Source organism: Streptomyces mutabilis (genome assembly GCF_046628145.1).
Taxonomy (GTDB): Bacteria; Actinomycetota; Actinomycetes; order Streptomycetales; family Streptomycetaceae; genus Streptomyces; species Streptomyces mutabilis.
This window is the reverse complement of record NZ_CP176874.1, coordinates 2,281,352-2,295,826: the sequence shown is the minus strand read 5'-3', so window position 1 is coordinate 2,295,826 and position 14,475 is coordinate 2,281,352. Positions and strand designations below refer to the sequence as shown.

Here is a 14,475-nt window from a genome sequence, read left to right as displayed (position 1 = left end):
GGCAACACACCCGGTCGAAGTCGTCGTGCTGACGGGAGGGCCAGAAGGGCTCGAGGTCATGGCGACCCGTCGCTGCGTACTTCCGGAAGCCGACCATGTGCCCATTGAAGCAGACACCGGCCCGCGGCAGGAGCCTCTTCTCACTGCGTGGACGCCGCTCCTGGCGTGAACTCGACGCCCTGCCGGTCACCCCACCAGTCGTTTGCGCCAGTCCAGCGGCGTGACGGTGATGGCCGTGCCCGGATCGCCGTTCCACTGTGTGGGCAGTCCGGCCGCCGTGAACGCCGCCACGACCTCGTGCCCGACCGCGGTGGTCGTGGCCTCGGAGCCGTCGAAACCGCCGTAGTGCAGGGTCACTCCGTACCCCTCGGCCGCGGCCTCCGTGCTCTGCCGGTGGAAGAAGACGAAGCCCCGCGCCCCCTCGCGCTCCGCGCCTATCTCCGCCGTGCCGCAGCCGCGGCAACAGGTGAAGTTCTCCCGGGCGGTGACGCCGGCCGCGTTCAGCGTCTCGAAGACGCGGGTGAGCCGGTCGCAGTCGGTGGTCTCGTCTCCCCACGCCTCCTGCTCCGCCAGCCGCTCCAGCCACAGCCGGTCCACCAACCGCCGGGCCTGGGCCTTCGACACCGGCCGCTCGTCCTCGGCGTCCGCGACCCGGTACTCCTCGGCGATCTCGACCAGGACCTTCCGGCTGTCGTAACCGCAGCGCAGCCGCTCCCGCAGCCGCTGCTCGACGTCCTCGCGCACCTCGTCCGGCAGTTCGGGGACGTGCTGCTCCGGTCCGAGGTCGACCGGCTCCCAGTCGACGCCGGAGTCCCAGCCGGGCTCCTGGCGTGCCCAGCCGGTCAGGAGGTCCGCCACACGGTCGCACTCGTCGAGGTCGGTTCCGAAGAACAGGTCCTCGGCGGCCCGGTACTCCAGCCGGTAGTCCCCGCCGTCCTCGTGCCACACCTGCGCGAACACATCCGGGATGTCCGGTATCCGCTGGACGACCAGGAACCGGTCGCCGGTGCCGCCGATCCGCGCCACCAGTTCGCGCAGCCGGGTCGCCGGAATCCGCGCGTGCGTCTGCCAGTTCTCCGTCTCGACCTTGATGGCGAGGTCCCCGTCGATCTCCATGCCCCCACGATGCCAGGCACCACTGACAACGCGACCACGAGCCCGGTCACGGCGGCAGCGCTAAGGGGCGCCCACCGTCGTGGTGGACGCCCCTTCGCGCGAGTCGGGGCGGGATCAGACCTGGCCGGCCTTCTCCAGCGCGGTGCAGCAGGTGTCGACGAGCAGGCGGGTCACCACGTACGGGTCGACGTTGGCGTTCGGACGGCGGTCCTCGATGTAGCCCTTGCCGTCCTTCTCGACCTGCCACGGGATGCGGACCGAGGCGCCGCGGTCGGAGACGCCGTAGGAGTACTCGTTCCACGGGGCGGTCTCGTGCAGGCCGGTCAGGCGGTCGTCGATGCCGGCGCCGTAGTTCTTGACGTGGTCCATCGGCTTGGAGCCCTCACCGAGGGACTCGCAGGCGGTGATGATCGCGTCGTAGCCCTCGCGCATCGCCTTGGTGGAGAAGTTGGTGTGCGCGCCCGCGCCGTTCCAGTCGCCCTTGACCGGCTTGGGGTCGAGGGTGGCGGAGACCTCGAAGTCCTCGGCGGTGCGGTAGAGCAGCCAGCGGGCCACCCACAGCTGGTCGGAGACCTCCAGCGGGGACAGCGGGCCGACCTGGAACTCCCACTGGCCCGGCATGACCTCGGCGTTGATGCCGGAGATGCCGAGACCGGCCTTCAGGCAGTTCTCCAGGTGGGCCTCGACGACGTCGCGGCCGAAGATCTCGTCCGAGCCGACACCGCAGTAGTAGCCGCCCTGAGCCGCGGGGAAGCCGCCCTCGGGGAAGCCGAGCGGGCGGGCGCCCTTGAAGAAGGTGTACTCCTGCTCGATGCCGAAGATCGGCTCCTGCGCGGCGAACCGCTCGGAGAGCTCGGCCAGCGCGGCGCGGGTGTTGGTCGGGTGCGGGGTCATGTCCGTGTCGAGGACCTCGCACAGCACCAGGATGTCGTCGCCGCCGCGGATCGGGTCGGGGCAGGAGAAGACCGGCTTGAGCACGCAGTCCGAGGAGCTGCCCTCGGCCTGGTTGGTGGAGGAGCCGTCGAAGCCCCAGATCGGCAGCGCGTCCAGGCCGGCGGGGGCGTCCGTGATGATCTTCGTCTTGGAACGGAGCTTGGCCGTCGGCTCGGTGCCGTCGATCCAGATGTACTCGGCCTTGAAGGTCACGGGGACACATCCTTCGGGTGGGTCTGGGCGCACTGCGGGTGCTGCGGCGCTGCGGCATCGGGGCGCCGCTCTACTGCTGTGCAGCGTGCCAACCGGCGATTTCCCGTCCGTTGCCCGTTTGTGAACCCCGTGTTACCTGGGGGCGGTGTGGCGCGTCTCTCAAACCGGCTCCCGGTCCCGCCGCTCCCCCCCCGCGGGCAACAGCAGGACCATCGCGGGACCGGGACCGGGACCGGGCCTCAGCCGACCTTCTCGATCAGCGCCCGCCGGATCAGGAACTTGCCCTCCTCCCGGACCTGTTCGAACGCCGCGTTGTTGAGCAGCACGCAGCTTCCCGAGACGGAGGCGACCTCCACCGTGGTCGACTTGGCGTTGTCGAGATTGGTCACCTTGAGTGTGGTGCCGACCGGGAACTGGTTGCTGGAGGCGGCGGGTGCACCGCCTTCGCCGGAGAGGGTGACGGTGGAGCCGTTGCACACCTGCTCACCGGCCTGGGCGCCACCCCCTCCCGCCTGGTCGCCGGCCTGTTCGCCCGCCTGGTCACCGGCCCCTTGGCCCGCTTCCTGGCCGGGCTCCTGGCCACCCGCTTCCTGCCCCGCTTCCTGGCCTGCTTCCTGACCGGCGTCCTGGCCGTCCCCGGGCGGCTGCGCGGCCTGGGAGCCCTGAGCCGACTCCCCGACCGCGCAGCCGGACGCCTCCTGCTTGCGCTCGATCTCCGCGATGACAGCCTCGCGGTTGGCGATCCTGGCCTCCGACTGCGTGTCGGGATCGGCCCGCTGGCCCTCGATGAACCGCTGGTTGTTGCCGAGCGCGGTGGCCAGGCCCTGGCAGACCGACGAGTCCTGGGCGGCCTTGGTCCGCGCGCTCTGGTCGGTCTGCGCGGCGTTCGAGGCGTTCGCCATCACGAAGGCCCCACCGCCCGCCACCGTCGCGGCACTGACCAGGAGCGCGAGCTTCTTCTTCGTACCGAGAGTTCTCCTGCGCGACATGCGCGCCTCCTGAAGAGGTAGGGGAGCGTACGCCGCTATGTACGGGATACCGAACGGAGTTGCTCAGCCGCGACGCCGATACGCGCGAGTAACCCGCGTCACAACGCTCCCCGGCAGGGGGGCGCCCGGCGGTCTAACGGGACAAGGCGTCCCGTACCGCCTCGTCGGTGCGGCCCACGACGGCGGTTCCGTCGTCCGCCGTGATGATCGGGCGCTGGATCAGCTTCGGGTGCTCGGCGAGCGCCGCGACCCACCGGTCGCGTGACGCCTCGTCACGGGGCCAGTCCTTGACGCCCAGTTCCTTCGCCACCGCCTCCTGGGTGCGGGTGATGTCCCAGGGTTCGAGGCCGAGCCGGGTGAGCACCGCGCGGATCTCGTCCTCGCTCGGTACGTCCTCCAGGTAGCGGCGGACGGTGTAGTCGGCTCCCTCCGCGTCGAGCAGGCTGATCGCGCTGCGGCACTTCGAACAGGCCGGATTGATCCAGATCTCCATGCCGCACACGGTAGCCCGAGGGGTGCGGAAACCCGTTCGCCCCGTGCGCCACAGTCACCCCGAAAGCCCTTGTGGCCAGGGGCTTTTGTCAGTGGTGGGCAGTAAAATAGAAGCAGTGTTCGAGGGTGTCGCCGGGAGGTCCGGACGGCGCCCTGACCGCGACAGGAGGATGCCCGTGCCCGCTGCCGCACTGAAGCCGAAGCCCACCCAGTCCACCGCCAAGCGGCCCGTCCTGCTCGACCTGCCCTACGAGCCCGTGGAGAAGCGCCCGCTGCCGGCGGGCCGTCCCCGCGAGTGGTACATCACGCACAACCGCCGGCTCAAGGCGATGCGGCTCGCCATCGCCCTGCTCGACTCCGGCGTCTACCTGGCCGACCAGGCGCGCAACGAGAGGATACGCAGCGCCGCGCAGACCATCGGCGTCCACCCGCCGTCGGACACGACGTGCCACATGGTGCGGGCGTTGATGCGGTACTCGCGGTGAGCGGGGCGCCGGGCGCCGTTCCTTCTCGGCGCCCGGCGTCGCGGGGCCGGAGGGCCCGGTGGGCGACCTAGTAGGGCGCCCGGAAGTTGATGTACCCCAGCAGGACGATCACCGCGGCCACGCAGCCGAGCACCACCGCGGTGGAGACCCACGACGACCGGCGCCGGGACCCCACGTGCTCGGGATCGGCCCGGAAGGGGACCGGTCCGGGCGGGTTCTCCTTCCACCGGGCGGCGAGCATCCGGGCGCGCGCGGAGGGCTCCTTCTGTTCGGCGCCGTCCGCCCACTTCAGGTCGAACTCGCGTTCCTCGTCGTCCCGCTCGGACATGTCCGGTCTCTCTCCCCGTCCCCCGACTCGAACAACCGTGTCGGTACACATGATCCCGCCCCGGGGTCCCGGTGTGAAGTTTTCCGGCCGACGACAGCGCCCCCGCCCTCGCCGGACAGGCAGGGGACGGGGGCGCCGGACGGACCGGGCGTCGATCACACGTCGAAGAAGTGACGACCCGGCCCCGCTACGTCGAGGGACAGGAAGCGAAGTTCCACTGACCAGCTCAAACGTCGCTGTTGCATGTCGTCTGTGGTCGTTGGTGGCCGTCCTCGGACGGCCCAGAGACGGCCCCGTTGGGGACTCGCCAGCAGTGACGCCAGAAGGGAACCTTCCAGCTATCCAGACGACTACTTGGGCCCGCCGTTACGCTCGATCCTATGAGTCAGCGCACCTTCTTTCGTGACGACCCCGATCCAAGTATTGACGCCTTGGAGCGTCGACAGTTCGCAGAGCGGACCGTGCGCGCGCTGTCAGAAGTCAGGCGCCAGAGTACGAGCAGTGTGGCAGGTCTCATCGCGCCTTGGGGTGCCGGCAAGTCAACAACCTTGGCAATGATCGTAGAAGGGCTGAAAGAGCACGAAATAACACCGTGGACAGTGGTAGACCTCAACCCTTGGCTTTACAGCGACGTTGATTCACTTCAGCTTGGGTTCTTCGTCGCCTTGAGGGAAGCGCTTCCTTCCGACGCAAAATGGAATCGTACACGGGAGCGTATCGGCAACTTCTTCACGGCTATCTCGCCGGCAGGGAAGGTGAATGGACTGGCAGGGGTTGACGCCAGTTCAGCACTTGAAGCATTTGGTCAATGGGTAGCTGGTGATGTTAGCGCTAATGCACTTAAGGAGAAGGCAGAATCGAAGCTCAGTGAGCTAGAAAAGCCCATCCTCTTTGTGATGGACGATCTTGATCGATTGACGCCGGAAGAACTACTCATGGTGTTCAAGCTAGTGAGGCTAGTGGGGCGCCTTCCGAATATCTACTACCTGCTCTCCTATGATGAGAAGACGCTGCTCGATCTGATCCAGCAGACGAATATTGCTTCTGGCAACAGAGGGCGCGCGCGCGACTACATGGAAAAGATCATCCAGGTGCGATTCGACGTGCCTGCTATGAGGCCCGACCAGCAGGCCGCCCTAGTAAGTGATGCAATGGTGGACGTCATGACGCGGCACGGAGTCGAGTCCAATGCCGAGGACAACGAACTCTTCGGGCGCCACTTTAGGCATCATCTACAAAATATCCTTACGACTCCGCGAGCGATCAACCGGTACTTTGCTCAAGTAGATGCACTTTACGAGACTCTCCATGAGGAAGTGAACTTCACTGACTTCACCCTTATTACTTTTATCAGGACTTTTGAGCCGGATGTCTACAAGGCACTTGTGGGTCCTTGGCGAGGTGAGCTATTGGGGGAGTCATCGCTCTCCTCATCCAGGCGAGGAGAGAAGCCCGAGGAAAAGGAACAGCGCTGGCGCGAGATGCTATCGGATGCGCACGTCAATGCGGCCGATATTCAGGGCGTGTATGAACTACTAAGGTCCCTGTTTCCGAGACTAACCCCCAGTGACGGCTTCGGTGGCGGACGTCCTGACATGTCTAAACGGCGCGGTGTAGGACACCGTGACTATTTCGATCGCTACTTCAATTTTGGGGTGCCTGGCGACGATGTGCCTGACAGGACATTGCGGGAACAGGTGGTTGCCCTGAATGAAGGGCCCGATGAGCAGTCAATTGGTTTCATTCGCTCAGCGCTGCGTGTACGCACAGCACGTGTCTGTCGCAAGCTGCGTCGTGTTCTGCCGGGTAATGGAAACGCCTGCGCCGAGCTGCTCCCAGTGTTCGCTGAGGTATACGCAACTAGGGAACACGCTATATTCGCGGTAGATGGAAGTCCTTTGCTTAACCTGGAATCAGCAGCTGAAGATGCTGCTTATGAGTTGGCGACAGTCAGGGTGGAAGAGGTTATCCGTGCAATGAATATGTACTCGCACGGAGCCATACTGGCATCAAATATAGTGCAGCGTCTGCGGGAGAGAGGTTCGAGCAACTTCCCTAGCTTGCTCGCCAGCACGTCACGTGTCTTGGAAGAAAGGGTGGTAGCCCTACTAGGGCGCGAACTGGACTCGATTTCTACCCATGACTTTAGGCATGTCTACCATTGGCGAGTTACAGCAGGGAAAGAGACTGTCGATCCCAGGCTGAGGTCGACTCTGACGGACGGTAACTGGATTCCGCTAGATTTCGCTGCCCGAAATGTTTCCGTGGTTATCAGTGGAAATGTTGAATTCCTGTCTGAATTGGACTTCAACTTGCTTGAGGAGGTGATTGGGCTAGATTTCTTCTACAGTTCATTGGAGCGAGAAATTGATGCGAGCGACTCGCCAATCCGCCGCCACTTTTATGCCGACACTATGGATAATCGCCGCTCGTTGGCATTGGCTTTCCTGAGGGCGCGACGAGAAGGGCAAAGCTCCGCTGATAGGTAGACCGGCAAGCTCACCTTGAATGAAGATGTGTCTGAACGGAGATGGCTCTACGGTGGGACCGAAGACAACTAAGGTCTACGAGACGCTTCGCGCGCGACTCGCGGCAGGCGAGTATGCCCCCGGCGACAAGCTGCCCTCAGAGCGCACGCTCGTGGAGGAACTCGGCATCGGGCGAACTGCTCTACGGCAAGTGCTCGCCCGTCTCGTCTCAGAGGGGCAGTTGGAGGTCCGGGGACGGAGTTCCTATCGGGTGCCAGGGGCGGTGAGTGTTCAACGTCCGGAGGGTGTGGAACCGTGGCGTATCCACGGCGAGCGCGACGTGTACGACAACCGATGGGTCAGACTCCAGCTCTGGGACGTGGAGCCTCCTGGGGCGAAGCGGTTCGAACACCACGTCGTGAGGCTTCACCACGTAGCGATCACCGCCGTCCTGGATGATCAGGACCGCGTTCTGATGATGTGGCGGTACCGCTTTGTTCCGAAGCAATTCGGCTGGGAGCTCCCCGGCGGCATCGTCGACCAGGGGGAGGACCCGGCGGACACGGCGCTACGGGAGACCGTCGAAGAAACGGGGTGGCGACCCAAGTCGCTGGAACACGTTGTGACCTTTCAGCCTATGGTCGGCATGGTCGACTCGCCACATGCCATCTTCGTGGGGCACGGTGCTGAGAAGGTTGGAGAGCCAACAGACCTGGAGGAAGCCGGCCACATCGAGTGGGTGCCGCTGGCGGACGTTCCCGGACTCATGGCACGCGGTGAGCTGCTGGGCTCTGGCACCCTCGTTGCTCTGCTGCACATCTTGGCGGCAAGGCGTACTCAGGGACTCACAACCGCTCAGTAAGCAGGTCGACGCGACGGCGCTGCCGGACCGAGCCGGTACGGCTTGCCAATAGGCGAGCCTGCCGCAGGTGCGTGCTGGCGTCGTCGTACTCGGCTCGCGTGAGGTGAGCTTGCGCTAGGTCTGCGTGGAGACCTGCGCGGGCGCGCACGAACGTCGGGTCCATGACCTCAAGCGCACCATAAAGGCTGGTGACAGCCGATTCCTCACCGAGGAGCGCGAGCACGTTTCCTTGCCATCGCGCGAGATGGGCACCGTTCAGGAAGATGCTCAGCATGTCCGGGTCGCGATCCTCGGGGCCCGGCGGGATAGCCGCCATGGCTGCTTCCAGTGCACGCCGGCAGTCGTTCGGCATTCCGGCGTGGGCGCACATCTCGGCTTCCGCGGCGTATAGCCACGCTCGCAGCCGTGCGGAGCTGGAGGGACCGACCGTGCGCTGTGCGTCGCGCACGAGGTCGACGGCCAGCGCTGGCCGCCCCGCCTCGCAAAGCACGTATGCCTGTTCACCCATCGCGTGGGCTAGGTACATCGGCTCTTCAGCGTCGCGTGCCGCCCGCTTGGCGAGTTCGTAGTGTCGCCACGCTCGCTCAATTGCTCCCGCGTCGATTGCCTGCCATGCCGCGAGAGTTGACGCGCCCGCGAGCGCGAGTGCCACTGGGCGGCGCGCTGCGGGGAGCACAGCGAAGTTGAGCGCATCTTCGAGAGCGGAGAGATGGCCGGTCACCTGGTCGACCAGGGCCGCGGCACCCCTCTGCCGGTCCATGGTGCGTAGTAGCTCGGTCTGGTCATTAAAAGCCTTCACCATGGACTCACTGACACTGCTTGCCGTATCAATCCGGCTCAGCAGGTCGTCGTAACCGTCCGCAGTCGACACCGCCGGTACTGGGTCCATGTGCCGCAGCTCCCCGTCCGTAACGCCGAGGAGCTGTCGCAGGACTCGCGCGTACCGGTCTGAGATCGTGCGCTTGCCGTTCTCCCACTCGGAGACGTACACCCGCAGGCTCGCGGTCGAAGCAACGTCCGTGAGGTTACGGCGGGCGTACTGCTCGATTTCGCGAACCAGTCGTTCCTGCGACCATCCGCGCGCCGTCCGCGCGGTGCGAAGTCCCGTACTCACGGGCTACCTCCCGACGTTGGTTCCGCTCGCAGCACCTTGCCAGCATGGCCCACATCGCCGCAGGTCAACAGCTCTTAACAGGACGGATGTTAAGCCCTGTTGGCTACCGGAGGCCCTATCTGCAGAGGTCCCCTAGAGGTGCACCACGACGGGTCAACCGCCACTCAAGTCGGTGAACCACCTTGACACTGGTGCGCACCAGATGCAGTCTACTGGTGCGCACCAGATGTCGAGCTCGGGTTGGCTCACGGTGCACAGGGTGGACACGCTGCAAGACCGCCCGACAAGGCCAGGGGACAGGGCTTCGGCCCGACTGGCGAGGTGGCCCGGTGACCGCGAGCAACGGCCGGAGAGTGGGGACGCGGTCCCCCTTGCAGTGCTTCACCCCCTGTTGACCTCGCCTCTGAAGAGCCTCAGATGAACCGACGAAGACCTTGGGCGTTCGCCATGATGGGCCGGCCGGCGGCGCCTGAACATCACCCGGTCCACTTCGGCATCGCAGCGCTTGACGCTGCGGCCGGCTGCCTCTCCCGCCCGTCCGTCCGCGCGCTGCGTGCGGACGTACGGACGGGGGCGCGGGGAGCCGGAGGCGGCGGCCGTGTCGCCGTCCGCCCGCTAGCGCTCCACCGCCCCGATGGCCAGTGGCCCGGGGCGTTTCCCCGTTGCCGCTCTGCGGCTCGGGTTCCTCCTGGAGCAGGCGTCGTCTCACCACACGCCTGTGCCTGCTCCCGGTCGCCCGGTCCCTCCAACATCAGGAGCACCCTGTGCGTAGCTATGTCGGCGGTCATCAGGCCGTCTCCGTTGACGACTTTCTCGAACTCGCCCTGGGCACCCCGGTTGAGCTGTGGCTGGGTGTCGAGGGCGAGACCGAAGAGGAGCGTGCGGTCCGGCTGGACGCCGCCCGCGACATCCTCGCCGACCACCCCGAAATGCCCGACGACCTGACCCGCATCGCGGCCCGAATCGTCGAGACGCACCCCGAGCTGTTCGACATCGTCTCCCTGTCCCGCCCCGCCCGCCGCCGTACGCCCCGCAAGGGGGTGGCAGCATGACGGAGCAGACCATCGAGCGTCCGGCCGTGCCGCCGCTGACGCGCCCCGAAATGGGCCTGGCCGGGATCGGCGCCGCCGCGGCGGCCGGAGTCGGCGCGCTCGGCCTCATCTCCTCCTTCGACGCTGTGTCGGCCGCTGCCGCCCGCTGGGGGTTCGGCGAGCCGTGGATGCTGCCCGTCGGTATCGACGTGGCCATTCCGGTGTTCACGCTGGCCAACCTGCTCCTGATCCGGATGGACATGGCGCTGGCGTGGGTACGGTTCGTGCCCTGGATGCTCACACTGATCACATGCGGGCTGAACGTCGCCACCGGCCACTCGCTGTGGGCGAAGGTGGCGCACGGCACGATGCCGCTGCTGTGGGTGGTGTTTTCCGAGATCGGCGCGCACATCTACGCCGTCCGGATCGGCGCCGCGACCGGCCGCCGGATGGAGAAGGTGCGGTTCTCGCGCTGGCTGCTCGCCCCGGCCTCCACGTTCGCGCTGTGGCGGCGGATGACGCTGTGGGAGGTCACCTCCTACACCGATGCGCTCGTTCGTGAGCGGGATCGGTTGCTGGCCCGCGCAGACCTGCGCGAGCGCTACGGCCGCGCCTGGCGCCGCCGCACCCCGCGCCGCGAACGCGTCCTGCTGAAGCTGGGTGAGCTGAACCCGGCCGACTCGGTGCCCGACACCACCCCCGCCTCCGATGCCGCTCCGGATTCGGCCGCAGAAGAGGCCACCCCTCCGGCTCCGAAGGCGCCGCGGAAGCGTGCCGGGAAGAGCCGGGGCAAGGCGGCGCCGCGCTCGGTGGCGGACCTGTTGACCGAGGCGCGCACGGTCACGGCCGACTGGCCGGACTCCGGGATCAACGCCGAGGCGCTGCGCAAGGAGCTGCGGTGCGGTGCGGGTCCGGCCCGGCAGGTGCGTGACGTGCTGCTCGCCGAGCGGGCCGACGGCCGCGCCCTGCGCCCCGTCGACAGCCCTGAGACTGACACCGACACCGCCGATTCCGACGACACCGGTGAGGAGGCGGCGGCATGAACACGCTGGCCACGGTCCTGCTGTCCGCGCTGCCCCTGGCTGCCGGGTGGGCGGTGCACGTGCGCTGGCTGCACGGCGTCTTGAGCACCGCCCGCCGGGACCCGCTCACCGGCTTACGGACCCGCGAGGGCTTCACCCGTCGTGCCACGGCCCTGCTGAAGGACCCGCGCGCGGTCGTCGTCCTCGCCGACGTCGACAAGTTCAAGCACATCAACGACACCTACGGGCACGCCGCCGGAGACGCCCTGCTGAAGGCGACCGCTGACCGGCTCGCCCAGCACGTCGGCCGCACCGGGGTCGCGGGGCGGCTCGGGGGCGATGAGTTCGCCGCCGTCCTCCTCGACGACCACGGCACCGCCGGCGACCTGCTTGCCGTCCTGCACGGCGTGCTCGCCCGCCCTGCTGAGGGCCAGGACCCAGCCGTGCACACCACCGTCTCGCTCGGCTGGGTCCGCGCCGCGGACTTTCCCGCCGACGACCTGTCCGCCCTCCTGCGGCGGGCGGATGAGGCGATGTACACGGCCAAGCAGGCACGCGCCGGACTGCGCCGGGCCGGGCTGGGTCGGCTGGTCGCCACCCTCGCCGGACGCCGCGCCGGCCGTACCGGTGCCCGTGAGGGCGCCTCGGTTGTGGGGGTGGCGGCATGAGCGAGCCTCTTGCGGCCGTCGGCACCTGGCGACCGGTGATGGAAGCGGCCGGGCACCGCTGCCAGTGCAGCGGCCAGTGCGGCAACCCCCATGCCAAGACCGACGGGCGGTGCCCGCGCGAGCACGACGGCTACACCAGCAAGCACGGCCACCGCGTCCGACTGATGGCTGCCCCGGCCGACCCGCTCACCCCGCCTGTGAAGGCGGTCACCTTGCCGCCGGGGGACCTGCGGGCCTGGTGCCCGGAGTGCCACACCGCCGCCGCCCGCCGCGCCCGAACCACCGCGCCGGTAGACGACGCGCCGAGCCTGTTCGACCTCTGAGAAGGTACGCACTTCGCGTGCCCTCCTCCGGCCCGTCTGGGCTGACCCTTTTGTCACGAGCCCGGCCGCCCACCTCCTACAGCGTCGGCCGGGCCCACCCTCCCGTCATTCCGGAAGGAACCTTCAGTGAAGCACCCCGACGACGACAACGAACTCTTCAACCGGCTGGAAGCCGAGATGGCCGCCGACTCCGGCGGCGAGGTGGTCGACCTCGACAAGGCACGGTCGGCCCGTGCCGAGTCGGCCGACCGGTCGCCCGACTCCGACGCCGGACGGTCGGGTGCCGGGTCGGGCGACCCGTCGGCGCCCGTGATGGTCGACCGGTCGGCGCCGACCGCGACCGGCCCCGGCTACCTCGGTCGGCTGGCCGGAGCGCGGCGCCGGGCGGTCGTCCCGGTGTGGCTGCGGTCGACCGCCGAACTCAAGACGGCCGCCGGGTGGGTGGCCCGCCACTACGCCCACGCCGCCGGGTACCACGCGCTGCGCGCCCCGGTCTACGCCGCCCGCCTCACCCTCCAGGCACCGACGGGGGCAGCGAAGTTCGTCGGCGGCACCCTGCGGTGGGTGGCCGACCGCGAGGGCGAACCCATCCGCCTGGCGGCCGTCCGCCGCGAGGACGCCGCGGAGTACCTGAAGCTGTCGCGGCAGCGCGACGGCCGGGTCCGACTGCGCACCCTCGTCGCGGTGCTGGCCATGTTCACCGGTCTGGCCACCGCGCTGGCCATCTACGTGCTCGCCCCGACGTGGCTTCAGGCCGTGTCGGTGAGCGCGCTGGTGATGGCGCTCGGGTCGGCCGGCCGCAAGGCGGACGCCCCCGTCATCCACCGCGCCGTGGAACTGCCCAAGGCCGCCAAGCTCACCAGTGACATCGTGCTCCGCGCCCTCGGAGCGCTCGGTATCCCTGCGATCAATCAGGCGCAGGCCAAGGGGCGGGACGGGTTCGAGTTCACCGCCCCGATCACCCGCGACGGTCCGGGCTGGAGGGCGGAGGGCAACCTCCCCTTCGGGGTCACCGTGACCGACATCATCGAGCGCCGCGAACGCCTCGCCTCCGGCCTGCGCCGCCCGCTCGGGTGCGTGTGGCCCGAGGCGGTGGCCGACGAACACACCGGCCGCCTGGTGCTGTGGGTCGGCGACCAGGACCTGACGAAGGCGAAGAAGCCGCAGTGGCCGCTGGCCAAGGCGGGGGCGGTGGACCTGTTCAAGCCCGTCGCCTACGGCACCGACCAGCGCGGACGCTGGATCGACGTCACCCTGATGTACATCGCCGGGGTGATCGGCGCCATCCCCCGCATGGGCAAGACGTTCTTGCTGCGGCTGCTGCTGCTCATCGCAGCGCTCGACCCGCGCGCTGAGCTGCACACCTACGACATGAAGGGCACCGGCGACCTCGATCCGGTCGGCAACGCCGTCTCCCACCGGCACGCCGCCGGCGACGACGAGGCCATCTCCTACGCGCTCGCGGACTGGCGGGCGCTGCGCGAGGAACTGCGCCGCCGTACCAAGGTGATCCGCTCCCTGCCCCGGGACATCTGCCCCGAGTCCAAGGTCACGTCCGCTCTGGCGGACAAGCGCTCGCTCGGTCTGCATCCGATCGTGGTCGGGGTGGATGAGTGCCAGGTGCTGTTCGAACACCCCGAGCACGGCAAGGAGTTCGAGGAGATCGCCACCGACCTGGTCAAGCGTGGCCCGGCGACCGGCATCGTGATGCTGCTGGCGACGCAGCGACCGGACGCCAAGTCGCTGCCCACGGGCATTTCCGCGAACGCGTCCGCCCGCTGGTGCCTGAAGGTCATGGGCCAGACCGAGAACGACATGGTGCTCGGCACGTCCGCCTACAAGCGGGGTGTGCGGGCGACCATGTTCGCCTGGGGTGACAAGGGCATTCACTACTTCGTCGGCGAGGGCTCCGACGCCCGTATCGTCGCCTCCGTCTACGTCGACGCCCCCGGCGCCGAGACCATCGCCGCCCGGGCCCGCAAGGCCCGCGAGACGGCCGGACTGCTGTCCGGCCACGCGCTCGGGGAGGCACCCGAGACGGTCACGGGCCCCGCCTACGACCTGCTCGCCGACATCCTCGCCGTCATCCCGGCATCCGAGACCAAGGTGTGGTCGGAAACCGTCGCCGCCCGGCTCGCCGAGCTGCGCGAGGACGTCTACGCCGGCTGGGACCCCGAAGGACTGTCCGCGGCCCTGAAGCCGTACGGCGTCTCCACCATCCAGGTGGGCCGCCGGGTCAAGGGCAAGGTCGTCAACCGGCGCGGTATCGACCGCTCCCACATCACCACAGCGATTGCGGAGCGTGACGTAAGGCGGGACGCGGGCTGAGGGTCCGGGGCCGCTAGCGCTAGCGGCACGCGACGCTAACGTTAGCGGCCCTGCTAGCGCCCCAAACCTTGTTTGATCAGGTCGCTAGCGGATAGCGGCCCAC

General features: G+C 68.0%; 14 protein-coding genes. 8 read left to right on the top strand and 6 right to left on the bottom strand.

Annotation, left to right across the window (positions count from 1 at the left end; all coding sequences use genetic code 11):
• Positions 1-186 precede the first annotated feature (186 nt).
• The 4 genes from ACLIN4_RS10200 to ACLIN4_RS10185 all read right to left on the bottom strand — a co-directional run bounded on the left by ACLIN4_RS10200 (position 187) and on the right by ACLIN4_RS10185 (position 3,744).
• Positions 187-1,116 (bottom strand): DUF6891 domain-containing protein, encoded by a 930-nt coding sequence (locus ACLIN4_RS10200; protein ID WP_411575697.1) that lies wholly within the window; start codon positions 1,114-1,116, stop codon positions 187-189.
• Between the two features lie 114 nt (positions 1,117-1,230).
• Positions 1,231-2,262, bottom strand: a complete 1,032-nt coding sequence (glnII, locus tag ACLIN4_RS10195) for a glutamine synthetase (RefSeq protein ID WP_107479000.1) — start codon at positions 2,260-2,262, stop codon at positions 1,231-1,233.
• Between the two features lie 239 nt (positions 2,263-2,501).
• Positions 2,502-3,251 (bottom strand): hypothetical protein, encoded by a 750-nt coding sequence (locus ACLIN4_RS10190; RefSeq protein WP_107478999.1) that lies wholly within the window; start codon positions 3,249-3,251, stop codon positions 2,502-2,504.
• A 133-nt stretch (positions 3,252-3,384) separates the two neighbouring features.
• Positions 3,385-3,744: an arsenate reductase family protein gene (locus ACLIN4_RS10185; RefSeq protein ID WP_100049253.1), complete on the bottom strand. Its 360-nt coding sequence runs from the start codon at positions 3,742-3,744 to the stop codon at positions 3,385-3,387.
• A gap of 175 nt (positions 3,745-3,919) precedes the next feature.
• On the opposite strand from ACLIN4_RS10185, the gene ACLIN4_RS10180 reads away from it, so the two are divergent.
• On the top strand, positions 3,920-4,228 hold the full coding sequence (locus ACLIN4_RS10180; protein WP_100049254.1) for a hypothetical protein: 309 nt from the start codon (positions 3,920-3,922) through the stop codon (positions 4,226-4,228).
• Between the two features lie 67 nt (positions 4,229-4,295).
• On the opposite strand, the gene ACLIN4_RS10175 is transcribed toward ACLIN4_RS10180, so the two are convergent.
• On the bottom strand, positions 4,296-4,556 hold the full coding sequence (locus tag ACLIN4_RS10175) for a hypothetical protein (RefSeq protein WP_043373717.1): 261 nt from the start codon (positions 4,554-4,556) through the stop codon (positions 4,296-4,298).
• A 380-nt stretch (positions 4,557-4,936) separates the two neighbouring features.
• Here ACLIN4_RS10175 and ACLIN4_RS10170 point away from each other — a divergent pair, with 380 nt between their 5' ends.
• Both ACLIN4_RS10170 and ACLIN4_RS10165 read left to right on the top strand, forming a co-directional pair.
• A complete protein-coding gene (locus tag ACLIN4_RS10170; protein ID WP_411575696.1) occupies positions 4,937-7,045 on the top strand; it encodes a KAP family P-loop NTPase fold protein in 2,109 nt (702 codons plus the stop codon).
• A 52-nt stretch (positions 7,046-7,097) separates the two neighbouring features.
• Entirely contained in the window at positions 7,098-7,886 is a 789-nt protein-coding gene (locus ACLIN4_RS10165) for an NUDIX domain-containing protein (protein ID WP_411575695.1), read from the top strand.
• Here ACLIN4_RS10165 and ACLIN4_RS10160 read toward each other — a convergent pair.
• The gene (locus ACLIN4_RS10160; protein WP_411576748.1) at positions 7,870-8,877 is read right to left on the bottom strand and encodes an XRE family transcriptional regulator; all 1,008 of its coding nucleotides are present in this window, start codon (positions 8,875-8,877) and stop codon (positions 7,870-7,872) included. The two genes, ACLIN4_RS10165 and ACLIN4_RS10160, sit on opposite strands and share 17 nt — an antisense overlap.
• Positions 8,878-9,764: 887 nt before the next feature.
• On the opposite strand from ACLIN4_RS10160, the gene ACLIN4_RS10155 reads away from it, so the two are divergent.
• The 5 genes from ACLIN4_RS10155 to ACLIN4_RS10135 all read left to right on the top strand — a co-directional run bounded on the left by ACLIN4_RS10155 (position 9,765) and on the right by ACLIN4_RS10135 (position 14,372).
• Entirely contained in the window at positions 9,765-10,052 is a 288-nt protein-coding gene (locus tag ACLIN4_RS10155; RefSeq protein ID WP_411575694.1) for a hypothetical protein, read from the top strand.
• Positions 10,049-11,074 (top strand): DUF2637 domain-containing protein, encoded by a 1,026-nt coding sequence (locus tag ACLIN4_RS10150; RefSeq protein WP_411575693.1) that lies wholly within the window; start codon positions 10,049-10,051, stop codon positions 11,072-11,074. The genes ACLIN4_RS10155 and ACLIN4_RS10150 overlap by 4 nt, the downstream gene beginning before the upstream one ends.
• On the top strand, positions 11,071-11,721 hold the full coding sequence (locus tag ACLIN4_RS10145) for a GGDEF domain-containing protein (RefSeq protein WP_411575692.1): 651 nt from the start codon (positions 11,071-11,073) through the stop codon (positions 11,719-11,721). Before ACLIN4_RS10150 ends, ACLIN4_RS10145 begins: the two co-directional genes overlap by 4 nt.
• Entirely contained in the window at positions 11,718-12,044 is a 327-nt protein-coding gene (locus ACLIN4_RS10140; RefSeq protein WP_411575691.1) for a hypothetical protein, read from the top strand. The genes ACLIN4_RS10145 and ACLIN4_RS10140 overlap by 4 nt, the downstream gene beginning before the upstream one ends.
• A gap of 126 nt (positions 12,045-12,170) precedes the next feature.
• Complete coding sequence (locus ACLIN4_RS10135) at positions 12,171-14,372, top strand: cell division protein FtsK (RefSeq protein WP_411575690.1); 2,202 nt, start codon at positions 12,171-12,173, stop codon at positions 14,370-14,372.
• Positions 14,373-14,475: the final 103 nt, after the last annotated feature.